General features: G+C 73.5%; 17 protein-coding genes. 2 read left to right on the top strand and 15 right to left on the bottom strand.

Features of this window, described 5'->3' with window-relative positions; all coding sequences use genetic code 11:
* Window positions 1-44: 44 nt before the first annotated feature.
* Window positions 45-1,913, top strand: coding sequence for an LCP family protein (locus LZ495_RS36505; RefSeq protein ID WP_235057456.1), 1,869 nt, complete (start codon window positions 45-47; stop codon window positions 1,911-1,913).
* Between the two features lie 44 nt (window positions 1,914-1,957).
* On the opposite strand, the gene LZ495_RS36500 is transcribed toward LZ495_RS36505, so the two are convergent.
* From LZ495_RS36500 to LZ495_RS36430, 15 genes are all read right to left on the bottom strand, one after another.
* Window positions 1,958-3,352, bottom strand: a complete 1,395-nt coding sequence (locus tag LZ495_RS36500) for an outer membrane protein assembly factor BamB family protein (protein ID WP_235057455.1) — start codon at window positions 3,350-3,352, stop codon at window positions 1,958-1,960.
* Between the two features lie 82 nt (window positions 3,353-3,434).
* Window positions 3,435-4,745: a nucleotide sugar dehydrogenase gene (locus LZ495_RS36495; RefSeq protein ID WP_235057454.1), complete on the bottom strand. Its 1,311-nt coding sequence runs from the start codon at window positions 4,743-4,745 to the stop codon at window positions 3,435-3,437.
* A 321-nt stretch (window positions 4,746-5,066) separates the two neighbouring features.
* Window positions 5,067-6,074 (bottom strand): Gfo/Idh/MocA family protein, encoded by a 1,008-nt coding sequence (locus LZ495_RS36490; protein ID WP_235057453.1) that lies wholly within the window; start codon window positions 6,072-6,074, stop codon window positions 5,067-5,069.
* 64 nt (window positions 6,075-6,138) lie between these two features.
* The gene (locus tag LZ495_RS36485; RefSeq protein ID WP_235057452.1) at window positions 6,139-7,221 is read right to left on the bottom strand and encodes a DegT/DnrJ/EryC1/StrS family aminotransferase; all 1,083 of its coding nucleotides are present in this window, start codon (window positions 7,219-7,221) and stop codon (window positions 6,139-6,141) included.
* Window positions 7,221-7,826 (bottom strand): acyltransferase, encoded by a 606-nt coding sequence (locus tag LZ495_RS36480; protein WP_235057485.1) that lies wholly within the window; start codon window positions 7,824-7,826, stop codon window positions 7,221-7,223. The genes LZ495_RS36485 and LZ495_RS36480 overlap by 1 nt, the downstream gene beginning before the upstream one ends.
* Window positions 7,827-7,887: 61 nt before the next feature.
* Window positions 7,888-9,105 (bottom strand): glycosyltransferase family protein, encoded by a 1,218-nt coding sequence (locus LZ495_RS36475; RefSeq protein WP_235057451.1) that lies wholly within the window; start codon window positions 9,103-9,105, stop codon window positions 7,888-7,890.
* A 10-nt stretch (window positions 9,106-9,115) separates the two neighbouring features.
* Window positions 9,116-9,955 carry an ABC transporter ATP-binding protein gene (locus LZ495_RS36470; protein ID WP_235057450.1) on the bottom strand — a complete coding sequence of 280 codons (840 nt, stop codon included), beginning with the start codon at window positions 9,953-9,955 and terminating at the stop codon, window positions 9,116-9,118.
* Window positions 9,939-10,874 (bottom strand): ABC transporter permease, encoded by a 936-nt coding sequence (locus LZ495_RS36465; protein ID WP_235057449.1) that lies wholly within the window; start codon window positions 10,872-10,874, stop codon window positions 9,939-9,941. The genes LZ495_RS36470 and LZ495_RS36465 overlap by 17 nt, the downstream gene beginning before the upstream one ends.
* 113 nt (window positions 10,875-10,987) lie before the next feature.
* Complete coding sequence (locus LZ495_RS36460) at window positions 10,988-12,460, bottom strand: glycosyltransferase family 4 protein (protein WP_235057448.1); 1,473 nt, start codon at window positions 12,458-12,460, stop codon at window positions 10,988-10,990.
* Window positions 12,457-15,318 (bottom strand): hypothetical protein, encoded by a 2,862-nt coding sequence (locus LZ495_RS36455; protein ID WP_235057447.1) that lies wholly within the window; start codon window positions 15,316-15,318, stop codon window positions 12,457-12,459. The genes LZ495_RS36460 and LZ495_RS36455 overlap by 4 nt, the downstream gene beginning before the upstream one ends.
* On the bottom strand, window positions 15,318-18,770 hold the full coding sequence (locus LZ495_RS36450; protein ID WP_235057446.1) for a glycosyltransferase: 3,453 nt from the start codon (window positions 18,768-18,770) through the stop codon (window positions 15,318-15,320). The genes LZ495_RS36455 and LZ495_RS36450 overlap by 1 nt, the downstream gene beginning before the upstream one ends.
* Complete coding sequence (locus LZ495_RS36445) at window positions 18,770-20,224, bottom strand: glycosyltransferase family 4 protein (protein ID WP_235057445.1); 1,455 nt, start codon at window positions 20,222-20,224, stop codon at window positions 18,770-18,772. The genes LZ495_RS36450 and LZ495_RS36445 overlap by 1 nt, the downstream gene beginning before the upstream one ends.
* A gap of 250 nt (window positions 20,225-20,474) precedes the next feature.
* Entirely contained in the window at window positions 20,475-21,743 is a 1,269-nt protein-coding gene (locus tag LZ495_RS36440) for a glycosyltransferase family 4 protein (protein WP_235057444.1), read from the bottom strand.
* A 17-nt stretch (window positions 21,744-21,760) separates the two neighbouring features.
* Complete coding sequence (locus LZ495_RS36435) at window positions 21,761-22,927, bottom strand: glycosyltransferase family 4 protein (RefSeq protein ID WP_235057443.1); 1,167 nt, start codon at window positions 22,925-22,927, stop codon at window positions 21,761-21,763.
* Window positions 22,924-23,964 (bottom strand): glycosyltransferase family 2 protein, encoded by a 1,041-nt coding sequence (locus LZ495_RS36430; RefSeq protein WP_268823823.1) that lies wholly within the window; start codon window positions 23,962-23,964, stop codon window positions 22,924-22,926. The genes LZ495_RS36435 and LZ495_RS36430 overlap by 4 nt, the downstream gene beginning before the upstream one ends.
* A 446-nt stretch (window positions 23,965-24,410) precedes the next feature.
* Here LZ495_RS36430 and LZ495_RS36425 point away from each other — a divergent pair, with 446 nt between their 5' ends.
* Window positions 24,411-25,949, top strand: coding sequence for an LCP family protein (locus LZ495_RS36425; protein ID WP_235057442.1), 1,539 nt, complete (start codon window positions 24,411-24,413; stop codon window positions 25,947-25,949).
* The last annotated feature ends 8 nt before the right edge of the window (window positions 25,950-25,957 follow it).

Genomic DNA, 25,957 nt, shown 5'->3' with positions numbered 1-25,957 from the left:
CCCGCGGACCGCCGAGGAACAGCGCCGGGGAGGGGATGCACGGCATGGCTTCAGGGCACCGACGTCCGCAGGGACCGTACGATCCGCAGCACGACCAGCAGCGGGTACCGCAGCAGCGCGACGGCGGGCTGGGGGCGCTGGACGACGCGGACATCGCCGACATGTGGGTCATGGACCCGGACACCGGGTCCTACCGGCTGCGCACCCCGGACGAGACCGCCGCCGGGGCTGCCGCCCAGGAGCCGGACCGCGACGCTTACTACGGCGACGACGACCCCGAGGACGAGTCCGCGTACGCCTCCGAACCGGAACCGGAATCCGAGCCCGTGCGCTCCCCTGGCCGCCGCGCCACCCGGACCGCACCTCCGCCGCGGAGCAAGGCCAAACGCCGCCTGAAACGCACGGCGATATCCCTCGGCCTGATCCTCCTGGTGCTGGCCGGTTCCCTCTACGGCTACTACGAGTACCTCAACAGCCGGATCCAGACGGACAAGCACAGCGCCGACCCGGACCGCGTGGCACCGGCCGAGAAGGACGAAAAGGGCCGGAAGCAGATGAACATCCTGCTCATCGGCTCGGACAGCCGCATCGGCGAAGGCAACACCAAATACGGCTTGAAGGGCCAGGAGGGCCACGCCGACACCACGCTGCTCTTGCACCTGTCGGCAGACCGCTCCAATGCGACGGTGGTCAGCATCCCGCGCGACACGATGGTCTACCAGCCGCCCTGTCTGTATGACGGAGGCAAGAAGACACAGCCGGCCCGGGAACTGGTCATGTTCAACGAGAGCCTGCTCAAGCCCGGCGGTCCGCCTTGCACGGTCGCCACTGTCGAGCGCATGCTCCGCGTCCAGATCGACCACTGGCTGATGATCGAATTCAACGGCGTCAAGGAGATGACCAAGGCCGTCGGCGGTGTGCCGTTGAACTTCTGCCGCCGGATGCACGATCCGGTCGACAAGGAGGGCGGCACCGGACTGGACGTCGGTCCCGGGGTGGCGACTCTGGAAGGCGAATCGGCCCTGCAGTTCCTGCGGGCCCGGCACGTCTACCCGGCGGAGAGCGACCTGGCCCGCATCGAAGGCCAGAAGAAGTTCATGATGGCGCTCGCCCGGGAGATCAAGACCAGCGCGACCTGGAAGGACCCGGCCGCGCTCTTCAAGATCGCGCAGGCCGCGACCGGCAACATCAAGGTGGACGAGGGGCTGAACCGCCTGGAGAAGCTGGTGGACCTCGGCCAGGAGATCAAGAAGGTGCCCGAGAAACGGATGGCGTTCACCACGCTGCCGTACGAGCCTTACCCCGCGAACACGAACCGTGTGCAGCCCAAGCAGCCTCAGGCCAACAACCTGTGGGCGGCAATCCGTGGTGATGTCGCGTTCACCAAGGGCGATCCCACCGCCCCTGCCCAGCCGATCGCCTCGAACGAGCCGCCGGCGCAGACCGAACCGCCGCCGCCCACCGTCGACCCGGCCACCATGACGGTCTCGGTGCGCAACACGACCAACGTGCCCAAGGCTCAAGCCGTGGCGACCCAATTGTCCGCCGCGGGCTACAAGGCCAAGCCCGATCAGGCGAAGTCGGCAACGGTCCGGGCGAACAGCTCGGTGGTCTACCCCAAGGGCAAACAGGACGCGGCCCGGCAACTCGCCGCTGCCGTCGGCATACCGGTGACCGCATTGGAGGAGGCGGCCTCGGCCACTGCCACCACCTTCGAAGTCGTCATCGGACTCGACTTCCCCGGCCTCAATGATCCGGCGCCGGCGAAGACCCCGACCAGGTCCGGCAAACCGGGGACCGGGGCACCTGCCTCGCAGCCCCCGCAGCAGCCTCCCGCGTCGCAGGCCCCGAAGCCGCCCACGGCTGAGGAACTGCAGCAGAACACCGCGGACGACAAGAGCTGCGTGGGCTGACCCAAGCCCGGCAGACGAACACCCGCCGGCCCCCGGACGCGCCCTCAGCGCTGCCGGGGGTCGGCGTCCGTTGCGGGCTTGTCTGCCTGGGCCTTGGGGGTCAAGTAGGCGATGGTCCAGGAGAGTTCCGGGGATGCGGTGTGCTCGGCGACGATGCGCTGGCCGCTGGTGAAGATGCGGTCGACGGGTGTGCTGAGCGTGGTCGGCACGGTGCTGCCGTCCGCGATGCGCAGGATGCGGGGGCCGCGTTCGCCGGGCAGGTAGAGCAGCGCCGCATCGGAGCCGTCCGGTGCGATGCCGTCCGCGCCTCCGTCGGAGAGCCGCCGCAGACCGCCGGCCTCGGTGAACCACACCGGTGTTCCGTCGGCGATGCGGTACGCCGCGACGCCCGCGCGGCCGGTGCGCTCCTCGCGGACCAGCACCATCCCGCCCGCCACGACGACGTCTGCCGGGTCGGCGCCGGCGTGCGTCCACGCCAGGCGTCCGGTCGCGGTGTCGAAAGCGGCCAGGGCTCCGGCGCGGCCGTCCGGCTGCCGGGCGCCGACCAGCAGGCGCCCATCCTGGATCGCGGCGATGCCGACGGCAGCGGACTCGCCTGGCTCTGCGGGCAGTTCGACGCGCCAGAGCGGCGCCGCCACGCCGGGCTTGTAGGCCGCGACGGCCCCTGGGGCAGCGGTGTAGGTCTGCTTGCCGTCCGAGACGGCGTCGGTCCAGGCGCCTTCCACCGACCACGAGCGGGCTGTGCCGCCGGTGACGACGTCCTGGAACGCGAGCGTCGACCAGCCGGGCTTGCCGCCCTTGGCCTTGCCGACCATGAGCACCGTACGGGCGTTTCCGGTGCGGTCGGTGGCCCAGCCGCCGTCCTCGTCCGCGCCCCCGGCGGCCGCACCGGCCGCGGGTGCGAGCGGCGCAGCGCGGCACCACTGCAGGTAGCCGGAGCGGGCGTCGGCGGCGAGCACGTGGGTGCTCCCGTCGGGCTGCGGCGCGAATGTCAGCGCGCGCAGGTTCTTCATGAAGTACGCAACCGGCTTGTTCGCGGTGCGCATCCAGTGCCGCTTGCCGTTGCGGCCCTCGTACATTGCCAGGTCGGCGGGTGCCGCGCCGCCGCGGGCGGCGAGCAGGCCGAACTGGTCGGCGAGCACGGGGCCGGGGCCCTGCGCGGCGATCGTCCAGACCGGTGCGCCGACCGCCGCATCGCCGGTGAACGCGGTACCGGCCCGGAAGCCGGCATCGGTGCGCGCGGCCTGCAGCACGGGGTCGTCGAAGGTGTCCAGGGCCGGCACCGGGTAGGCCGCCGGGAACACCTTGTTGTCCGCGAGCGGTTCGAAGTCGGCCCAGCAGGCGGAGACTTCGTGGGCCTGCACGGCGACCACGCCCAGTACGGCCAGCAGCCCGGCGGCGCAGCCGCCCGCGACCAGCTTGCCGACGTTGACCTTCATGCACCCACCTCGGATCGGACCGGCGGACGGCGGTGCCGCGCGGGCCCCGCGGAGGTCCGCCGGGCCCGCGCAGCCGCGCGGTTCAGTCGGACCCGCCGCCGATGGTGCGGCGCAGCACGCCCGCCCAGCGGTCCGGGTCGGTGACCCGGCGCCCGTCCACGAGAGCGCGGACGCCCGGGAATTGCCCGGCGGACAGGGTGCGGTACTCGGCGTGGTCGGTCTGCACGATGACCGCGTCGACGGGCTCGCCGACATGGTACGGCGTGAGTCCGAGTGCGGTGATCTCGTCGTCGGCGTACATCGGGTCGGCGACGCGCGCCTCGGCACCCGCGGCGCGCAGCGCCTGCACAACCGGGAAGGTGCCGGAGAACGCGGTCTCCTTGACCCCGCCGCGGTAGGCGACGCCCAGCACCGCCACCTGGGCGCCGCGCAGTCCGGTGCCGCCTTCCCGGGACAGCAGGCCGTCCAGCAGGCCGACCGCGTAGCCGGGCATGCCGGCGTTGGTGGTGCGGGCCGCCTTGACGATGGTGGCGTCCGGGTCGTTGAAGGCGTAGAAGCGCGGGTAGACCGGGATGCAGTGCCCGCCGACCGCGATGCCGGGGCGGTGGATGTGGCTGTACGGCTGCGAGTTGGAGGCCTCGATCACCGCGTAGATGTCGATGCCGACCGAGTCGGCGAAGCGCGCGAACTGGTTGGCGAGGCCGATGTTGACGTCGCGGTACGTGGTCTCGGCGAGCTTGGCCAGCTCGGCGGCCTCCGCACTGCCCATATCCCACACGCCGTTGCCGCGCGGCAGGTCGGGGCGGGCGTCGAAGTCGAGCACCGCCTGGTAGAACTCGACGGCCTTCTTGGCGCTGATCTCGTCGACGCCGCCGACCAGCTTCGGGTAGGCCCGCAGGTCGCCGAAGACCCGCCCGGTCAAGACGCGTTCGGGGCTGTGGCACAGGAAGAAGTCGGTACCGCAGGACAGGCCGGACGCGGCCTCCAACTGGACCAGGAAGCGCTCCCGGGTGGTGTGCACCGGGAGGGTCGTCTCGTAGGAGACCAGCGTGCCGGGCCGCAGGCCGGCCGCGATCGCGGCGGTCGCGGCGTCCATCGCGCGGAAGTCGGGGCGGGCCTCGGCGTCCACCACCACGGGCACGACGACCACGACGTAGTCCGCGGCGGCCACCGCGGCGGTGGTGTCGGTGGTGGCCTGCAGCGCCCCGGAGTCCACCGCTGCGCGCAGGCGCGCGCCGAGCTCGGCCTCGCCGGGGAACGGTTCGACGCCCTTGTTCACCAGCTCGACGACGGCGGCATTGACGTCGGCGCCGACCACGTCGTGGCCCTTGCCGGCGAACTGCACGGCAAGCGGGAGGCCGATCTTCCCGAGCGCGACGACACAGATCTTCACGATGGGCGAATCCTTCTTGTACGGCTTGTTCGGCTTGTACGGGCGTGCAAAGGCTTGTCCGGGATGATCCTGTTGCCGCCAGCGTAGCGGCGCGACCGGCGCCGACCCGGGCCGTTCGCGCTACGCAGCGTGGCGTACGCGCGGCCGGGCGGGGAGAGTTCCCCGGACATTCCACCCGAACCGGTGACCCGCAGCGACGAAGGGCGGGCGGGCGACCTGGCGAACGGCCAGGCCGACGCCAGGCGGGCTGCCGGGCGGATGCGCGCACGCGCAAGCCCGGGAGGGCGGCCGGTGCGGCCGCCCTCCCGGGGAATCCGCGGGTCAGCCGGCGACGGCGACCGTGGTGCCGTCCGTGGCGGAGTCCAGCATCGCCTGCGCCACCACGACGTTCACCAGGCCCTGGTGCATCGTGACGATGTCCGAGTCCTTGCCGAGCACCGCGTCGCGGAACGCCTCGTGCTCGGTGACCAGCGGCTCGGGCTTCGCGATCGCGTACCGGATCATGTCGCCCTCGGAGACCCCGCGGAAGTTCCGCAGCGCCTCCCACTGGGTGGCCATCTCGGCGTTGTTGTGGAACGTCAGGTCCACGTTGAGGGTGTCCGCGATCAGGCAGCCGCGCTCGCCGGTCACCACGGTGACGCGTTCCTTTATCGGCGAGAGCCAGTTCACCAGGTGGTTCGTGACGGTGCCGTCGGCCAGTTGCCCGACCACCGCGACCAGGTCCTCGAAGTCGCGGCCGCTCTTGTAGGCGGTCCGCGCGGACACCGAGCGGTACGGCTGGCCGGTCACCCAGGCGGTGAGGTCGATGTCGTGGGTGGCCAGGTCCTTGACCACGCCGACGTCCGAGATGCGGTTCGGGAACGGGCCCTGGCGGCGCGTCACGACCTGGTAGACGGCGCCCAGTTGGCCCTCTTCGAGGCGGGCCCGGAGCTGCTGCAGCGCCGGGTTGTAGCGCTCGATGTGGCCGACCGCGTTGACAAGGCCGGCCGTCTCGAAGGCCTCGGCGACGCGGCGCGAGGACTCGACGTCCTGCGCGAGCGGCTTCTCCACCAGCGCGTGCACGCCCGCGGCGGCGAGCGCCATGCCGACCTTCTCGTGGCAGGCGGTCGGGGCCGCGACCACGCAGTAGTCCAGCCCCAGGTCGACGAGTTCCTCGACGGTCCCGCACAGCGGCACGCCCTGGGCGGCGTTGTGCGGATCGCCCATGGGGTCGGCGACGCCGACCAGTTGCACCCCGGTGAGGGAGCGCAGCACGCGGGCGTGGTGGCGGCCCATCATGCCCAGGCCGATGAGTCCCGCGCGCAACGGCGCACCCGGCAGCGGGCTCATGCCGCCACCTCGCTGCGCTCGGCGGCCGCATTCGCGAAACGAATCCTCTTCTTGGTTCGCTCGCTCACTTCGCCACCACCGCCTCGACGATGCTCTTCAGGTCCGCGTCCGACAGCGACGGGTGGACCGGGAGCGAGAGCACCTCGCGGGCCGCCCGCTCGGTCTCCGGCAGGTCCAGGGCCAGCCCGAAGGACGGCAGCCGGTGGATCGGGATCGGGTAGTACACGCCGCTGCCGACGCCGCGCGCGGCCAGCCGCTCGGCGAGGCCGTCACGGCCGCCGGGCACCGCGTCCGGCTCCACCCGGACGGTGTACTGGTGGTAGACGTGCCGGGCGCCGGGCGCCACGGACGGGGTGCCGACCGCGGATCCGGCCAGGCCGGCGTCCAGGAACGCGGCGTTGGCGCGGCGCTGCTCGGTCCAGCCGGCCAGCTTGCGCAGCTGGACCCGGCCGATGGCGGCGTGCAGGTCGGTCATGCGCACGTTGAAGCCGACGAGTTCGTTCTCGTAGCGCTTCTCCATGCCCTGGTTGCGCAGCAGGCGCAGCGTGCGGGCGATCTGCGGGTCGTCGGTGACGACCATGCCGCCTTCGCCGGACGTCATGTTCTTCGTCGGGTAGAGGCTGAACACCGCGGTCTTGCCGAACGCGCCGACGGGGGTGCCGTCCAGCGCGGCGGCGTGCGCCTGGCAGGCGTCCTCGATCACCGCAATGCCGTGCCGCTGCGCGATGGCGCCGATGGCGGCCATGTCGGCGGGGTGGCCGTACAGGTGCACCGGCATGATCGCCGCGGTGCGCGGCGTGACCGCCGCCTCGACGGCGGCCGGGTCCAGGCAGTAGTGGCCGGGCTCGATGTCGACGAACACCGGGGTGGCGCCGGCCAGGGCCACCACGTTGGCGGTGGCCGCGAAGCTGAAGGACGGGACGATGACCTCGTCGCCGGGTCCGACGCCCATCGCCAGGAGGGCCAGGTGCAGGCCCGAGGTGCCGGAGTTGACCGCGACTGCCGTGCGGCCCGCGACGATCGCCGAGAACTCCTCCTCGAAGGCCGCCACTTCGGGGCCCTGGGCGACCATGCCGCTGCGCAGCACGCGGTCGACGGCTTCGCGCTCCTCGGCGCCGAATAACGGCGCTGCGGCGGGAATGCTCATCAGGGGACTACCTCCGCGAGGGTCTCGTCGGTCTCGATATAGCGCGCCCCGGTATCCGGGCACACCCACCGGCGACTCCCCGTCGCGACGGACCGTTGGGCCGGGTCCTCGACAAGAGGCACACCCGCCCGGCCCACCCACTTCACGCGCCGTGCCGGTACACCCGCAACGAGTGCGAAGTCCGGTACGTCACGGGTGACAACCGCACCGGCGGCGATCAGCGACCACCGGCCGACCGTCACACCGGCCACGATGACCGCGCGCGCGCCCACCGCGGCGCCCTCGCGCACCAGGACGCCCTGCGCCTCCCAGTCCCCGCCGCGCTTGAGCGTGCCGCCCGGGTCGACCGAGCGCGGGTACATGTCGTTCGTGAGCACCGCGGCCGGGCCGATGAAGACCCCGTCCTCCAGCCGGGCGGGCTCGTAGACCAGCGCGTAGTTCTGCAGTTTGACGTTGTCGCCCAGGCGTACGTCGGGCCCGACGTACGCGCCGCGGCCGATGATGCAGCCGGTGCCGAGGACCGCTCCTTCGCGGACCTGCGCGAGGTGCCACACCGTGCTCCCGGAACCGATCTCGGCGGTACGGTCCACATCGGCGCTCGGCATGATGCGGGCACCGGACGGGTCAACGTCGCCCGTGAACTCCACGCAGCGCTCCTCGGTCTCGTCAGGGTCTGCGCTCGGCGGCACGGACAAGATCACTGATGATGCGGGCGAGTTCGTCGGAGGGTGCGACCCCCGCCAGATTGCGGTCCGTCCACTCGAGAGCGGCGGTGCGCAACGCCCTTGGCTGCTCGGGGTGGTCGGTCCAGGCGCGCAGGGTCCGCCCCGCGTCCTCGGCGTCGCGGACGACCCGGCCCGCCCCTGACTCCTGGACGATCCTAGCCATTCGCGGCAGGGGCGTGGCGACAACTGCCAGGCCGCAGGCCAGGTACTCGTAGAGTTTGGTGGGCACCGCCTCTCGAAACGCCGGGGTGTCGTCCAGCAGCGCGAATCCGGCCCAGGCGCCCGCGGCGAACCGCCAGGCCGCCTCGGGGGCGAGGCGGCCGTGCAGCCGTACGCGGGCGGCCGCGGGCGACTCGGCCTGCCAGCGGGCCAGCCACTCCTGGTCGGCCGCGGCCACCGGGCCGACCACGTCCAACTCCCAGGGCGGCGCGGCCTCGATGGCCGCCAGCATGGCCTCCAGGCCGCGCGATCTGCGCACGTCGCCGATATAGACGGCACGGGGCACCGGGCCGGGTGCGGTGTCCTTCGGCAGGTAGCCGGTGTCGGGCAGGTTCTTGACCACCATGCGGCGACGGGCGGCCAGCGGCGGCACGTGGTCGTCGGCGACGACGGTGAGGTCGGCACGCCGGGTGACCGCGGTGCACATCCGGACCAGCAGGCGCCCGCCCTGCCCTTTCCAGGAGGCGCCCCACGCCCGGTCGCGCAGCAGCGCCCGGTAGTCCTCGTGCACGTCGACCGCCAGGCGTCTGCGGCGCAGCAGCCGGGCCGCGGCGGCGGCCGGCACCAGGTCGGGGTCGAGGGTCATCAGGACGCGCCCGCGGGCCCGGAACGGCACGGTGAGGTCGCGCCGGGCCCGGGCCGCGGCGCCGCCGCGCAGCCCGAGCGAGCGGACCAGCGTGCCGGGCGGGCCGCCGGCCGGGTCGCCGAGGCCGATGACCTCGACGGTGAGCCCGGCCCGCAGCAGCGCCGCGGAGGTGCGGTGCAGGCGGGCGTCGGCGACGTCGTGCCCGGAGCTGATGATGCTGACGTCGACGCCGTGCGGCGCTGCGGGGACGGGGGCTTCGGGCAGGGCGGGTGCCGTGCGCGGCAGGCCGGAGCGGACGCCGTCCTTCCGGTTGTCGCCGGTACCTCCGGTGCCGCTGTCGTGCGTCATGGTCATGGCAGTTCGGTCAGACGTCTTCCATGGCGAAGGCTTCTTCGCCGACCTCCAGGAAGCGCATGTACTCCCCGATGATCGCCTCCGGGTCGCCCTGGTCCATCAGCTTGCCCTTGTGCAGCCACAGGCAGTGGTTGGCCATCTCGCGGACCGATGCCATGCCGTGGCTGACCAGGATGATCGTGCGGGCCGCGCGGCACAGTTCGTCCATCTTGGCGGCGGCCTTGCGCTTGAAGCGCGCGTCGCCGGCCGACAGCGCCTCGTCGACCAGCAGGATGTCCGGGTCCATGTGCACGCCGACCGAGAAGGCCAGGCGCTGGTACATGCCCGAGGAGTACGACTTCATGGGCATGTCCATGAACTCGCCGAGCTCCGCGAAGTCGGCGATCTCCTCGTACTTGGCCTGCACCTCGGCTTCGGTCTTGCCCTGCGCGAGGCCGCCGAGGATGACGTTCTCGCGGCCGGTCAGCTGGCTGTTGAAGCCGACGCCGAGGGCCAGCAGCGTGCTGACCCGGCCGTGCACCTCGATGCGGCCGCGGGTGGGCGGCAGGATGCCCGCGATGGCGCGCAGCATGGTCGACTTGCCGGCGCCGTTCGCGCCGACCACGCCGAGCACCGTGCCGTGGTTGATGCTCCACGACACGTCGCGGACCGCCTCGATCTCGCGGATCGTGCGCTCGCGCCGGCCGGCCCGCTTGATCGCGCTCTTCAGCGTGGGGACCTTCTCCACCGAAGTGCGGTAGGTGATGGACAGATTGTCGACGCGCACCGCGAGCGGCTGGTCGCGCGGGTCGGGGCGCGGCGGGCCTTCCGCAGCGGGGGCCCGGACCTCGGGGTCAGATGCGGTAGGCAAATTCACGCTCCCGGGACAGGAAGAACCAGGCTCCGCCGAGCAGTGCCACGACCGCCCACGCGGAGCCGTACAGCATGAGCATTCCGTCGGGCGCCCGGTTCTCCAGGATCACCTGGTTCCAGGACCCGATGATCGGGTACAGCGGGTTGGCCTTGAAGATCCACAGCAGCCACTCGTTGCCGGCCAGCTTCTGCTTGGCCTGCGAGACGGTGAACAGCACCGGGGACAGGTAGATCCAGATGCGCAGCGCGTACGGCAGCAGGCTCGCGGTGTCGCGGAAGTACACCGCCATGGCGGCGAAGAAGAGGCCGCAGCCGAAGCTGAAGACGGTCTGCACCACGAAGATCGGGACCAGCCACGCGAACGCGAGGCCGACCGCCCGGCCCGCGGCGAAGTGCGCGACCGCGTAGACCACCAAAGTGGGCCAGTACATCATGAACGAGGAAAACAGCGCGGACAGCGGCAACAGGGCCTTGGGGAAGGCCATGTTCATGATCATCTTGCCGCCGCCGGTGATGCAGGTGGACGACAGCTGGATGATGTTGCGGGTGTAGTAGTAGGAGAAGAGCCCCGACAAGATGACGGTGAAGCCCTTCATGGCGCCGTCCTCGGGCGAACCCGAGAGCACGGTCACCAGCATGAAGTAGACGGCGGCCAGCAGCAGCGGGTTGATCACCAGCCATAACTGCCCGAACACCGTCTCGTAGTTGCGCCCTTTCAGGGTCGCGTGCGCCATGCGGTACGCGAACCTGCGGCGCTGCCACAGGTCGCGCAGGTACGTCTTCAGCGGAGGCAGGTGCGCGGCGTACGGCTCGTACACGTGCACGGGCACGCTGTCGGCCGCACCGCCCTTGTTCGCCACCTGCGCCTCGGCATCCATGACCGCCACTACCGGCTTCTCCTCGGTTGCGGGGCTCACCCCTCGGAACTGACAACCACGAAACGCTCCGTACGGGTGGATAACGACGATACCGGCGAAACCGGTTCACCCGGTTCGCCGCCGATCCGCACCACCCGGTCGGCGCGTGCGGTTCACCCCGTCTCGGCGAACGGGCGCGAGCCCTCCAAAGGCTCCGGCCGGCGGCCCGCGAGGCGGGCGTACAGGTCCACGAGAATGCGGGCCTGGCCCTCCCAGGAGTTCTCCGCCAGCAGCTCTTCGGTGTACGCCGCGGCGTAGCGCGCGGGGTCCGCGAGGACCTTCCCGGCCGCCTCCGCGAACGCCTCGGCATCGCGCTTCCGCAAGGCCCGGTCGGCCAGTTCGCCGGTGCTGCGCACCGCGAACACCTCGCCGCAGCCGAGCTCGGCGGTCTGCTCGGCCATCGCCCGCACGTCCGAGACCACGATCGGCAGGCGGGCGTGCATGTACTCGTAGTACTTGGTGATCAAGGCGATCTCGTGGTTCACGGTGTGCAGGATCGGGATCACCCCGACGGTCGCCGAGGCGAGGTAGGCAGGCACCTGATGCGGCGCCACATAGGGCGCGGTGTGGATCCGCGCGCCTGCTCCAAGTTCACCCGCACGTGCGACGAGTGAACGCACGTACGAGTCCTCCGCGTCGCCGCACACGATCACCACATGGGCCTCGCCGAGCAGCGGCATGGCCTCGATCATCACGTCCACGCCGCGGGCCGGCGAGATGGCGCCGCTGTACACCAGGAGCGGTACGCCGGCGGCCAGTCCGAGGGCTTCGCGCACCCCGACGGGCTTGGCCTCGGGGCCGGCGGCCGCGGGGCCCACCATCGGCGCGTTCGCGACCACCGTGGGCCGGGTGCGCAGCGCGTACCGCTCCGCCAGCATGCCGGCCAGCGTCGGCGACACCGTGACGACCGCATCGGCGCGGCGCACGAACTCCCGTTCCAGGCCGGTGTACGCCAGCTTGCGCTGGGTCGGCATGTGCACGCCCGCGACGTACTCGTGCGCGTCGTAGACCACCTTCGGGCGCCGGCCGCCGGAGCGCGCGATCCGGTCCGCGATGCGCACCCCGATCCCCGGCGTGTGCATGTCGTGCGCGTGGACGACGTCCGGCCGGAAGTCCTCGACGACCGCGCTCCACGCGTCTTCGAGGAGCAGCAGGTGCCGTGCGGTGCGCCGCCAGTCGCCGTCGCGGATGTAGACCTTCCACAGCGTCTCTTTGGCCTTGCTCTTGACGCCGGGGCCGCCCGTGCCGGGCTCCTTGACGCTCTTCATGAGGCGGCGGCGGACCTTGTAGTCCACCCGCGCGGCGAAACTGGCGGCGCGTAAGACGCCCGCGCGCGCCCGGTCCACGGGCGCCGCGGAGTGCACGTACTGCTCGGACTTGAGCTTGAAGCGGTTCGACAGCCCGGTCCGCATCACCTGCGCGGCGCCGATCCGGGTGGCCTTGCGGGGTCGTGCGGGGGCGTTCGCGTCGTAGCCGAGGAGCAGCACCTCGAAGCCGGCTTCGGCGGCCGAGTAGGCGACTTTCTGCACGCGCGAGTCCCGCGTGATGTCGTTGGCGACCAGCATCGCCACGCGCGGGCGCGTCACGGCGCGACGCCGAGGAACCCGGCCAGCACCCGGGCGCTGCGGGTGCCGTCGTGGTTGGCGCGGACGTACGCGGGACCGCGGGCTGCGGTCGCGGCGGCCTGGTCGCGCTCGTCGAGGATGCGCAGCAGTTCGTCGTGCAGGGTCTCCGGGTCGGCGTTGACGATCGGCAGGTCGTCCGGCAGGTGGGCGGCCACTGCGTCGTCGATGTAGGCGACGGTCACCCGGCCGGCCGCCATGGCCTGCGCCGACATGACGCCGTACGCGCCGAACACGAACTGGTCGAGCACGATGTCCGCGTCGGCCAGCAGCGCGGGCATCTCGGCGTGCCCGACGCCCTTGATGCGGCGGTACTCGATGAGCCCGGCGTCGTGCAACTCCTCCACGACCGGTTCGATCAGCGCGGTGCCCTTCGTGAACGGGCTGGACGGCGCGTGCACCACGACCGGCCGGTCCCGCTCCAGCGGCGCGCGCTCGGCGGCCCACAAGCCGGGGTCGACCACCACCGGCAGCCACACCGCGTCCGGGACGTCGGCGAGCAGGTCGGGGGTGGAGACGAACTTCGGGACGTCCATGGCCCGCACCACCGGGCCGAGCCGGTCCACCTTGCTCTGCAGCGCCCGGGTGAGCTCGTGGTCCGGGTCGAACGGCGAGAACCGCACCCGCTCGCGGTGCGCGGCCGGGTTGCGGATCTCCGAACCGTGGAACGCCATGGCGACGGCCACGCCGGCGGCCTGCAGTTCGGCGAGGTCGAAGTTGGCCCACGGCCCGTTGAGGCGGCCGAACGGCGGCATCGCGTTCTCGGCGAGCACGTGGGTGAAGTTGTCCAGGACGTACGCCAGCTGCCGCAACTGCCAGGCGCGGGACAGCCAATCGTCGGTCGAGATGCTGCGGTCCGACGCGAAGCCGAAGGTGTTCCCCGAACTGAGGGCATAGGTCTCGGCGCGCACGCCGTCGAGATTGGCCTGCGCCGCGCGCGCCCACTCGTGGGCCTGGCCCGCCATGTTGGTGGGGCCGATGCCGAGGGCGATGCCGCCGGGCGCGGCAGCCGTCGCCTCGACGCTGCCGGCTTGGCCGACGGGGGCCTGTGCAGCGGGGGCGAACGCGTCGATGTAGGGCCGGTAGGCCGCGTCGCAGCGGTCCGGCCATGAGGGGTCGGCGGCGGCGCCGTCCCAGACGTCCTTGCGCACCGCGGCCAACCGCCGCCGCGCGAGCTTGCGGCGCAGCCCGGTGAGGAGGCCGGGCCCGGCCAGCGCGGCGACTTCGGAACGGGCCACGGAGATCTCGGCAGCCGCGTCGGCGTCGACCGGCACCCCGAGCACGCGCAGCACGCCGTCGCGCTCCACCGAGACAGAGGTGGCCACTTCGGCGGTCTCGGCGGGCGTGGCGAGCATGACGTAATGGCCGGCCTGCGCGAGAGCACGGGCTTGGACGATCTCGGCGGAGTCTTTGGCGAGCGGCGCGCGGGCCGTGAGCACCACGCGGGGGAGCCCGCGCCGGTCCGAGGGGACGCCTTGGGCGCCGACCGCCTGGAGTTCCTTGGTGGCCGCAACAGGTTCCGCGGAGGCGCCGTCCGGCGTTGGAGCGGACGGGTCCGCGGCAGGATCGGTGGAAGCAGTCACGGACGTGGCGGCAACGTGATCGCCGATCGCCTGGGCGGCGGGGGCGCCCGCCGCAGAACCGCCGCGCGCAGACGCCTCGCCGCACTCAGCCGCGGGTGGCGTGGCGGCGGAGGCGTCGGGCGCGCTGTCTTCCGTGGGGACGCCATCGGCGCCGACCGCGCGCAACTCCTTGGTCGCCGTGACGGGTACGGGCACGGTGTCGGCGGAATCGCTGCCGACCCCCTCAGCGCCGGGGGCCCCTGCTGCGGGGGACGCGGGCTCGTCGGTGTGGTCGCCCGGCGATGCGGTATCGACCGTGTGGGCTGCGCCTTCGTCGTCGCCAAGCGGCGTGGCCGCAGCGGCGTCGGCGACAGGCTCGGTGCGCTCCGCGGAAACGCCGCCGTCCGGCGTCGGGGCCGACGGGTCCGCAACAAGACCAGTGGAAGCAAGTCCTGAAGTGGCGGCGCCTGCTGCGGAAGTGCCGCGTTCGGGCGCGTCGGTGTCGTCACCCGACGTTGCCATCCCGTCGGTGCGCACTGCGTCCTCGTCGTCGGCAGGCGGCGCGGCATCGGTGGGGCGGCCGACGACAACCTCCGCGGCGGAAGCGCTGTGTGCGAATGCGTCGCTACCCGCAGCCGTGGCGGCGGCTGCGGCGACCAGGGCTCCGAGGGAAGCCTCGGGGGTTGCGGACTGCCCGGCGCTCCGCCCGAGTTCGGGTCCGCTCCCCCGCCCGCCGCCGGCCTGCGCAGAGTCCTCGCCGACCACGCCGACTGCCCCCGCATCCCTGATCGGCTGCGCCTGCGCCGCGGCACCGTCGCTTCCCGCGACGGGGCGCGAGGACGCGGGCTGATCCGCGGGCGTTTCGGCGGTCTCCGGGTTGTCTGCGGTCTCGGACCGGGTGGCCGAGTCAGTCGCTCCCGACGTCCCCGTCTCCACTTCTGCGTGGCCTGCGCCGACAAGGGCGAGTTCCAGGTCGCCGGGTGCTTCGGAAGCCGTGTCGGCGGCCCCCCGCATCGCCTGCGTCTCCGGGGCCGTCGCCGTGGCGTCGTTTCCGGCCGGTTCGCGGTCCTCGGCTGCCTCGCCGTCGACGACGCCCTGCGCGGGCACTGCGTGGTCGTTGCCGTTCGCTGCGGAGCTGGGCATCGGGGCCTCCGCCTCCTGGTCGGTGGGTCGGCCGGCCGGCCGGAGGTGCGCGGGGTCGGCGGCGGGCTCGCCGGTCGCGGGCTCGCCGTCGGTGGTGACGGATTCCGTGTCGGCCATCAGGTGTCTCCCTGGGCTGGTGCAGGCGTGGCGAGGAAGGGCGCGAGGGCGGCGGCAGATCTCCGACCGTCGTGGTGGCGGGCCGCGAAGTCCGGTCCCTGGGCTGCGATTTCGGCAGCCGAGGTGCGGTCGTCGAGGATGTTCTCCAGCACTGTGCGCAACGTGGCCGCGGTGGCGTCGAGTTGCGGGACACCACCGGCAAAGCGGGCCCGGACCTCCGGGGCCGCGTGGCCGACCACCACTCGTCCGGCGGCCATCGCCTGGGCGGCCAGGACGCCGATGTTGCCGATCGCGAGCTGGTCGACCACGACGTCCGCATCGGCGACCAGCGCGGGCATGTCGGCGGGCGGGACGCCCTCCGCGCGGCGGTACTCGACGAGGCCGCGGGCGGCCAGGTCGCCCACCACGGCATCGACCGTCGGCGAGCTCTTCAAGGTGCCCCGCGACGGCGCGTGCAGGATGACGGGCCGGGTCCGCTGCAGGGGTTCCGGACCGGGGCGCCAGGCGTCCAGGTCGACGACCACCGGCAGCCACACCGCATGAGGCCAGCGGTCGAGCACGAAGTCGAGGAGGTCCGGCGTCGAGACGAAGACCGGGCCGTCCCATTCGGCGGTGTCCGCCATGCGGGCGTCGACGCGCGGCTGCAGGTCCTGGCAGAGCGGGCTGTTCGGGTCCGCGAACGGGGAATCGGCGTACAGCTCGCGGTGCTTGCGGGGATCGCGCACGTCGGAGCCATGGAAGACCAGGCCGACGCCCAGCCCCGCGGCGCGCAGCGCATACGCGTCGCCCGAGAAGCGGCCGCTGCGCGCGGCCCGGCCGGTGAGCGCCAGGCCGGACTCCAGCAGGACGTGTGTCGCCGTGGCCACCAGGTGGCGGCGCAAAGCGAGATGCAGGGCGGCGGACTCCCATCCGGCGCTGCTCAGCAGGCGGTCCGCGGGGAACCGCAGCGGGCCTTCGCGGCGCAGGGCGAAGGTCTCGGTCGCGGTGCCGGGCAGGTGGCGTTCGACCGCCTGGGCCCACGCCCAGGCCTGCCCGGCCATGTTCGCGGGTCCGATGGCCAGCGCGGTGGCCCGCCGACCGGACTTCGTGACCGGAGCCTCGACCGGTGCGGAGACCGCCGCTTGCGGCGGGTGGATGCGGTCGGCCCGCGGTGCGGCAAGGCGTTCGAGGGTGCGCAGGGCCCGGGTGACGTCCGCGCCGGCGGGGAAGCCGGCTGCGTCGGGGCGGGCCGGGTGGTACTCGACGCGGTGTCCGCCGGCCGCGGTGTGCGAGGCGATGAGCAGGGCGACGGGGTCGCAGGCGTGCACGACGTCCGGCCGCAGGTCGTCGAGGACCGGGGCGAGGGCGACTTCGGCGTCCACGGCCTGGGGCAGTGCGGACCGCCACGTGAGCCGGGGCAGGCCGGGGAGGATGCCGCGCAGCGGCTGGCCCGGGTGCGCGGTGCGGTTCGGCCGGCCGGTGAACTCGGCGTACGTGCGGGCCGCGCGGGCCTGCGCCGGGTCGGTGCCGCGGCGCCGGTCGCGGCCGGACGCCACCGTGCGCGGGGCCGGGACGAGCAGGGTCTCGACGGCGTCCAAGGCGGCGGCCGGATGCCGGGTGCCGCCACCGGGGCCGTCCGGGTCGGGGGCGAGGACGACGGTGTCGTGGCCGTCCGCGCGCAGGGCCGCGGCGAGTGCGGCGACCTCGGGGCGCTGCGCGCCGGCGGGGGTGCCGACGAGGACGACCGCGCGGCGTACGGGTGCGGGCAGGTCGGCGCCGTCCTCGATGCCCGCGGCGGTCCGTCCACAGCCTGGGGACAACTTTTCCGGAAGCCCCGGGAGGTCCGGGGCGTCGGCGGGCGGGATCGCGGCGAAGCGGGCGGGGGGCGCCGCGGCGGTGCGCCGCGGTTCCGGGTCGAGGCCGGTCAGGCGGGTGTAGAGCGCGGCGATGTTCTCGGTCTGCCGGTCCCAGGAGTGCTCTTCGAGGAATCCCGCGGCGGAGTACGGCTTCGTGTACCGGTCCGGGTCGGCCAGCACCTTGCGCACCGCGGCCGCGAGGCCGGCGGCGTCGCCCGCCGGGAAGACCTCGCCGCAGCCCAGTTCGCGCGTGAAGGCCGCCATGGTCCGCACGTCGGACACCACGATGGGCAGCCCGGCGTGCATGTACTCGTAGTACTTCGTGATCAGCGAGATCTCGTGGTTGGGCAGGTGCCGCAGCGGGATGACCCCGACCGTCGCGGTGGACAGGTGGTCGACGACCTGCTCGGGATCCACATAGGGCACGAAGTGGAAGCGCTCGGCGACGCCCGACTCGGCGACCCGGGCCTCGAGTTCGGCGAAGTACGGGCGCCGGTCGCCGGCCACCACGACGACATGGGCGTCGGGCAGGTGGACCAGGGCCTCGGCGAGCGTGTCGACGCCGCGCTCCGGGGCCAGCCAGCCGGAGTAGACCAGCACCGGTACGCCGTCGGGCAGCCCGGCGGCCCCGCGCACCCCGCGGCCCGCGGCTCCGGACGGCCGGGCCAGGCGCGGCGCATTGGCCGCGATGGTCGGCCGGTCGCGCAGCGCATAGCGCTCGCGCAGCATGTCGGCGAGCGTGTCGGAGACGGTGACGACCCCGTCGACCCGGGTGATCAGTTCGCGTTCGAGGCCGACGTACGCGGCCTTCTGCACCGGGTCCGGGTATCCCGCTCCGGCGATGAACTCCTGGGCGTCGTAGATCATCACGGCACTCCGGCCGGCCCGGCGCGCCCGGTCGACGGCACGGGCACCCACGCCGAGCGCGGTGATGTCCTGCGCATGCACGACAGCCGGTTCCAGCGCGTCGATCTCCGGGCCGAACGCGGCCTCGAAGTCGACCAGTTGCGGCTGGGTCTCGCGCCATCCGGCGCCTTGCGCGAAGCGGCTGTACGCGGCGGCCCGGACACGGGCACCGGGCCGGGCCACGTCGGCGATCCGGGCGGCATGCCGCCGGGTGGCCTCGCGGCGCAGCATGTGCCGGGCCCGGGCGGCGGTGACCGCGGCGCCCTTGAGCGTGTGGCGCACCCGGTCGCCCGAGGACCCCAGATAGGCGCCCTCGGCGGCTTGTTCGCGGCGCAGGAAGTTGACCGCCACGCGGTCCGCGACCTCGTCCTCGCGGCTCGCGAAGCCGATCCGGCCGAGCAGGCCGCGCCGGATCCGGGCCCGGCGGTACGGCGCGACCTCGGCGGGCACCGGCACGCGGATCACCGTGGCCGCGCCGCGCGCCGGGTCGCCGAGGACGGTGGTCTCGCGGGTGCCGGTACGCGAGCGGCCGAGGACCACGACGTCCCAGCCGCGTTCGGCCATGCCGAGGGCGAGCTTCTGGATGCGCGAGTCGCCGGTGATCCAGTTCATGCGCAGCAGCACGAGCCTCGGCGCGGCGATCGGCACGGCGGCCGGTGCGGGGTCCGCGGCGGGCGCCGGGGCGGCGGGCCGGGGTGCAGGCGTCCCCATCAGCCCACCAGCCGCCCGTAGAGCCCCAGGAGTTCGGGCACCTGGGCCTCCCAGGTGTGGCGGCCGAGCAGGTCGCCGTCGTACGGCTTGCAGTACTGCTCGCGGTCGTCGAGGACCTTGCGCACCGCGGCGGCGAACGCGGCCGAGTCGCCGGCCGGGTAGACCTCGCCGATGCCGTGCTCGCGCGTGAAGGCCGCCACTTGGCGCACGTCGGAGACCACCAGCGGGAGCCGCGCGTTCATGTACTCGTAGTACTTGGTCGGCAGCGAGAGTTCATGGTTGGGCGCGTGCAGCAGCGGGACGATGCCCGCGGTCGCCGCGGCCAAGTGCCGGACGACCTGCTGCGGTTCGACATAGGGCAGGACATGCAGCCGGTCGGCCACGCCGAGCGCTTCGGCGCGCCGTTCGAGCGCGATCACGTACGAGTTCCGCGCCGTGACCGCGGCCAGGTGCACGCCGGGCAGTGCGGGCAGGGCCGCGACCGCGGTGTCCAGGCCGCGTTCCGGTGCGGTCATCCCGGCGTAGACGAGGAGCGGCACGTCCGGTCCGAGGCCGGCCGCGGCCCGCACGTCGGGTACGTCCGGGCCGTCCCCGGCGCCGAGTTCGGCGACCGTCGGGGCGTTGCGGACGACCGCGGGGCGCACCGGGAGCCGGTGGTCGGCGGCCAGCAGGTCGGCGATGGCCTCGGAGACGGTGACGACGCCGTCGGCGAGCTTGATGTACTTGCGCTCCTGCGCGGCCATCGCCGGACGGAACGCGGGGTCCCCGGCGCGCTCCCAGCCCGCGATGTACTCGTGCGCGTCGTACACGACCTGCACCGGGTGCCCCGCGGCGCGCAGTTTGAGGGCGGCGCGCACCACCAGGCCGATGGTGTCGAAGTCGTGCGCGTGCAGCAGGTCGGGCTGCAGCTCGGTGATGACCGGGGTGAACGCGGCGTCGAAGTCGACCAGTTGCGGCTGGGTCAGCCAGGCGCCACCGTCCCGGCCGAAGCCGGCCGCCAGGCGGGTCCGCAGCGCGGGCTTGCGGGCCTTGGCCGCGGCGCGCTCGTACAGCCTGCGGCGAGCCTCGATCCAGTAGCCGCGGGCCCGGTCGGCGGCGGTCAGGCCGGTCAGCCGCAGCTTCGCCGCCAGGTCGGCGCCGTCCCGTGCGGCCAGCCGGCGTTCGACCTCCAGATCGGCGCGCAGCGCGCGGCGCGTGTCGACGCGCATGCGCGCCTGCTCGCCCGAGCGGTAGCCGAAGCGGCCCGCGACGCCGCGCGGCGGATGGTCCTTGCGGTAGGTGTGCGCCGTCATGCGCAGCGGGACGCGGATCACCCGGGCATCGCCGATCAGGTACTCCTCGCGGGTGCTGCCCCGCGCCCGCCCCAGGAGCACGACGTCCCAGCCGGCCGCGGCGACGGACCGCGCGGTCTTCTGCACCCGCGAGTCGCCGTCCACGAAATTGCCGACCACCATCACCGCGACCCGACCGGCCCGCGGTGCACGCCGGTCGTGCGCTTCCGCCTGGCTCGCCTGACTCACTGCTGCGATCTCTCTCTCACTGCGGGCGCGGCCGGGGTCGGGAACCGGCCCCGGACACGCGGCCAGTTTGCCACGCGGGAGGGCTCCGACCCGGGGTCGCGCGGCGGGGTGTCGCGGACTCGCGAGAAGACTCGCGGGAGGCCCGGGGACTGCGGGACGAGGGCGGGAAGAGTGCGGGAAGCGGTCAGCCGCGCTTGCGGAGGGCGCCCAGTTTCACCCGGGCCCGCTTGCGGGCCGCGTCTATGCGGCGGATCAGCAGGTGCACGCGCGGGTTCGCCTCGACCCGGTCGCGGGCGGACCGCGGCGGGACGGTCGCGGTCAATCCGCCTTGGCGGCCCAGGGCCTGGCGGAGCCGGGAGGTCTCGGCCTCCAGCGCGGTGATGCGGCCGCGGCCTTCGACCACCGGCCAGTCCGGCCGGCCGGCCACCACCGGGACCGGCGGTTCGCGGTAGGCGTCGCGCAACTGCCGGGCGACCTGCGCCAGATCGTGGCGGCGGGCGACCCACGCCACGGACTCCTTGCGCAGCCGGGCCCGCTCGTCGGGGTCGGCGGCCAGCCGGCGTACGACCTCGCCCAGGTCCGCACCGACCGCCTCGACCACCGGGCACCCGGGTACGCGCGCCCGGTTGCGCTCGTGCACGTGCGCGACGGCGATCGCGCCGCAGGCCATCGCCTCGACCGCGACCATGCCGTGGTCGCCGATGGTCAGGCTGTCGACCACCAGGTCGGCGCGGGCGAATTCGGCCTTGACCTCGCGGTGGCTCAGCCCGGACAGCGGCCGGTACTCGACCAGGCCTTCGCCGTGCAGCGGGCGCAGCGCCGCGTCGACCAGGTGCGAGCCCTTGGTGGCGCGCTTGGACGGCAGGTGCACGACCACCGGGACGCGCGGCTCGGGGCCGCGCTCGGCGGCCCAGTCGGCGGCGTCCAGCGCGAGCGGCACGAGTTCGGCGTCCGGCACGTAGTCGAGCAGTCCGGGGGTGGACACGAAAAGCCGGTCGCAGTGCCGCCGGGCGATCTCCACCATGGCGTGGATGCGCACCTCGTCGACGACCGCGTCCTTGAGGTACGAGTCCGGCTCGCGCTCCATGTGCACGCTGCGCAGCCGCACGTCCGAGCCGTGGAAGTGCATGAAGACCTTCTTGCCCAGCGAGCGCAGCAGCGGCAGGTCCCACAGCGCGGGCAGCAGCGGTTCGTGCGCGTTGAGCAGCGAGCGGCCGTACTGGAAGTGGAAGACGTCGAAGCCGCGCACCGCGCGGTCCAGGACCTCCCAGCGGTACGCCGGGTCGGCCAGCAGCCGGTCGGCGTCCCACACCCGGTCCGGGACCAGCCCGAAGGCCGGCTCGCCGAAGCTCCACACCTCGGCGTGCGCGCCGAGCGCGCGCAGGCCGCGGGCCCATGTGCCGGGCTGCCCCGCGATGTCGCGGGGGGCGTACAGCACCCGAAGTGCCGTCATGGCGTCGTGTCTTCCGGTCAGAGGCTGGTGCCGGGAAGTGCGGCGTACACGCCGAGCAGGGCCCGCGCATCGTGCTCCCAGGAGAGCAGCGGTTCGGCCTTGCGCACGTTCCCGGCGAGTTCCGGGTAGCGGTCGCGGGCCTCGCGTATCGCGGCCGCCAGCGACGCGGCGTCGCCCGGCCGGTACAGCGTGCCCAGGCCGTGGCGGCGGACCACGCGCGCCAGTTCCTGCACATCGGTGGCGATCACCGGGACTCCCGCGCGGACCGCGTGGAAGAGCTTGTTGGGCATCGCGAGCCGGTGGTTCTCCCAGCGGTCCGAATGCGTGACCAGCGCGAGGCCGGTGCCGCGCAGCAGCGCGTCCACGTCGTCGACGGGCAGCGCGGCGCGGATCTCGGCGGGGCCGCGGTCGAGGGCGGCGAGGTAGGTGTCGTCGGACGGGCCGACCAAGGTGACCCCGAAGCCCGGCAGTTCGCGGGCCGCCGCGACGATCGTCTCGATCTCGCGGTAGGGCGCGATGCGGCCCGCGTACACCGCGCCGGAGGGGCGCTCGGGCAGCGGGACGGAGGCGGCTGCGGTGCCGGACGGGAAGGTGTTCTGCACGACGGTGACGTGCTGCCAGCCGTAGCGGTCGCGCAGCGCGTCCGCGACGCCCTCGCCGACGGTGACCACCGCGGCGGCGCGGCCGCCGAGTTCGGCTTCGAGGCGGGCCTCGCGGGCGGCGAGCACCGGGGTGGGGCGGCCCACGCGCGGTCGGCCCGACCACAGTTCGTGGGTGTCGTACACGAGCGGTACGCCGCGGCGGTCGGCCAGGTCGGCGGCCAGCCGCAGGGTGTTGAAGTCGTGCGCGTGCACGACGTCGAAGTCGCGGGCCTCGGCGTCCGGTTGCGCGGCGCGGGCCCAGGCGGCGAATGCGGAGGCGCGGTGCCGCGGCAGCAGCGCCCAGCGGGCCGCGCGTAAGTGCGGGGGCAGCGGGCGCCCGGTGCCGACCGGGGCGCCGGCCCGGGCGAAGACGGACGCGCCGCCCGCCGACGAGACGGTGACCCCGGGCGGCGGCGTCCAGTCCGCGGGCACGCCGCGGCCGATCACGTGCACGTGGTGCCCGGCACCGGCCAGCGTCGCCGCTTCGCGCACCACGCGGGTGTCGGTCGCGACGCTGGTGATGACGAGCATCAGGACGTTCACTGCCGGCCGGTCTCCCGGCCGTCGTCCCGCGGGTCCCGCGGGGCCGGTGCGGGCACGGCGCCCACCCGGTCGGCGAGGCTGCGCGGGCTGGTGAGGAAGCCGAGTGCCCAGGAGCCGTGCATGGTGGCCATGGCCACCGGCAGCCGCACCAGCGCGGCGGGCCCGATGCCCCGGCCTTCCCAGAGGGATCCGGCCACGATGCCGGCTACGTACCCGCCGGGCAGCAGCAGCGCGGGCAGGAAGCCCGCGGCACCGGCCGCGGTGCCCGCGACGACGGCGATCAGGGCAGCCGGGGCGGCCAGGTAGCGCGGGTTCACCGAGCCCTTGTGGTGCCGGGTGACGACGCGGCGCCAGCGGCCGTAGTCGAAGTACTGCCGGGCCAGCGAGCGGACCGTGGGCCGGGGCCGGTACGAGACCCGCAGCTGCGGCGAGAACCACACGAGGTGTCCGGCCTGCCGGATCCGGTAGTTCAGCTCCCAGTCCTGGGCCCGGACGAACTCCTCGTTGTAGCCGCCCATCCGGTCGAGGACCTCGCGGCGGAACACGCCGAGGTAGACGGTGTCCGAGGGCCCGGCCTCGCCGCCGGTGTGGAAGCGGGAGTTCCCGACGCCCAGCTTGGAGGTCATCGCGCGGGCCACCGCGCGCTCGAACGGCGTGGTGCCCTCGGCGTCCATGATCCCGCCGACGTTGGCCGCACCGGTGTCGCTGAGCAGCTGCACCGCGGTGCGGACGTACTCGGGCGGCAGGATGCCGTGCCCGTCGACGCGGACCACGACCGGGTGCCGGGCCACACCGATGGCCGCATTGAGCGCGCACGGCGTGCGGCCGCTCGGGTTCGGCACGGTGCGCACCCGCGGGTCCTCGGCGGCCAGCCGCGCGGCGATCTCGTCGGTGTCGTCCGTCGAGGGGCCGAGCGCGATGACCACTTCCAGTTCGCCGGGGTAGTCCTGGGAGAGCGCGCGGCGGACCGCCTCGGCCAGGTGGCGCGACTCGTTCAGGACCGGCATGACCACCGAGACCGGCGGTGCGTCCGGCAGCGGCGGCAGATCGCCCGGCCGGCCGGGCTCGGGCAGGGCGGCCTCGGGCAGGGCGGCAGCCGGTGCCGACGTGGGTTCGTGGGACATGGGCTTCATCGGAACCCGAGCGTACTGCCGATGCCCCCGGACGTTGGCACCGTCCACCGAAGAAAGCGGAGAGACCGGTTCCTGTTCGTCCCGCGGCCGGGCCGCGCAGGCCCGCAGGCGAGGCGCCGATCCGGGTCCCGGAGCCCGGCGCGCCTGCTCCGACCGCCCGCGAACGTCACCCTAAGGTGGGTAATCCGCGTCCGGGCCCGCCGAAGGACGGCAACCACGGCAATTCCGGTGTTTTCCCGGCAAATGCCACCCCGGGGCGCAACCGGTTGCCGCAGCGCCGACGTCCCTCTTTCGAGGGCCTGCCGCAGGTGCGGGCGATCGGACCGGCGGCAGGAGGGGAAGAGCAGGGCATGGCGACGCGCAGCACGGCAGGCCGTACGCAGCCCCCCGGCCCCCCGGTCCGCAGATGGGCCATGTCGGTGACCGGTTTCCTGGCCGTCCTGGTCCTGCTGACCAGCGGCATCGGCTGGGCCTGGGTCAAGTACATGGACGGCAAGCTCAACCGCGTGGACCCGTTCTCCGGTTCCGGCGACCGGCCGGACACCGGTGCGTCCGGCGACCTCAACTTCCTCATCGTGGGCACCGACAGCCGGGAAGGCGTGCCGCGCAGCACGCTCAACCAGCTGCATGCCGGCGGCGAAAGCTGCGACTGCACGGACACGATGATGATCGTCCACCTGAACGCCAAGCGGGACAAGGCGACCGTGGTGAGCATCCCGCGGGACAGCTACGTCACCTTCCCCGCGCACAAGGACAAGACCACGGGCAAGGACGCGGGCGAGTCCAAGGGCAAGATCAACGCGGCCTACACGCTGGGCGGCGCGGCCCTGACGGTCGCCACCGTCGAGCGCGCCACCAACATCCGGATCGACCACTACATAGAGGTCAACTTCCTGGCGTTCGTGGGCGTCGTGGACAAGCTCGGGGGCGTCGACATGTGCACGCCCATCCCGCTCAAGGACCCCAAGTCCGGCCTGGACCTGCCGGCCGGCACCACGCACCTGGACGGCGTGAAGTCGCTGCAGTACGTCCGGGCCCGCTACCTGTCCAGCGACCCGACCGGCGACATCGGCCGCACCCAGCGCCAGCAGAAGTTCATGAGCCAGGTGCTGGCCCGGGCCACCAGCACCGGCACGCTGACCAATCCGGTCAAGCTGCAGGGCGTCCTGGACGCGGTGTTCGGCTCGATCACCGTCGACGAGAAGCTCAGCGTCAAGGGCCTGCTCGACCTGGGCACCAAGATGAAGGGGCTGTCGAACTCCGGCGTCACGTACGCGCAGATCCCGCTCAAGACCATGGACCACCCGGTCAAGGACTGGGGTTCGACGGTGCTGTGGGACGAGCCGGGTGCGCGCGTGCTCTTCGACGCCATCCGCGACGACCGCGACGTGCTGGCCCCGCCGAAGGCGGACAAGGGCAAACCGACCGGCTCGGCGTCGCCCGGCGCGGTGGCGGTCGAGGTCGCCCCCGCCGACATCTGGCTGCAGGTCTACAACGGCACCGGCACCCAGGGGCTGGGCGGCCGGGCGCACACCGACCTGTCCGCGGCCGGGTTCAAGATGAGCGCCGCGGCCCGCGGCGGCCAGGCGCTCGGCATCACCGACGCCGCGCAGACGCTGATCCGGTACGACCCGCGCTGGGACCGCTCGGTGCAGACCGTGGCGGCCGCGCTGCCCGGTTCGCGCCTGCAGCCCGTCGAGGGCCTCGGCCGCACCATCGAGGTCGTGGTCGGCGCGTCCTACACCGGGGTCACCCCGGTCGCCGCGCCGCCTTCGCCGGGCGCCGGCGCGAGCAGCTCCGGGCCGGACCGCACCCCGGGGGCGGCTGGGACCGGCAGCCCGTCCCCCGCGATCAGCGCGACCACCGGCGACAAGGTCGTCTGCAAGTAGGGCCCGGG

The sequence above is a fragment of the Yinghuangia soli genome (assembly GCF_021502675.1).
GTDB lineage: Bacteria > Actinomycetota > Actinomycetes > Streptomycetales > Streptomycetaceae > Yinghuangia > Yinghuangia soli.
Note: the sequence above shows the minus strand (reverse complement) of the source record. Positions and strands in the feature narration are given on the sequence as shown.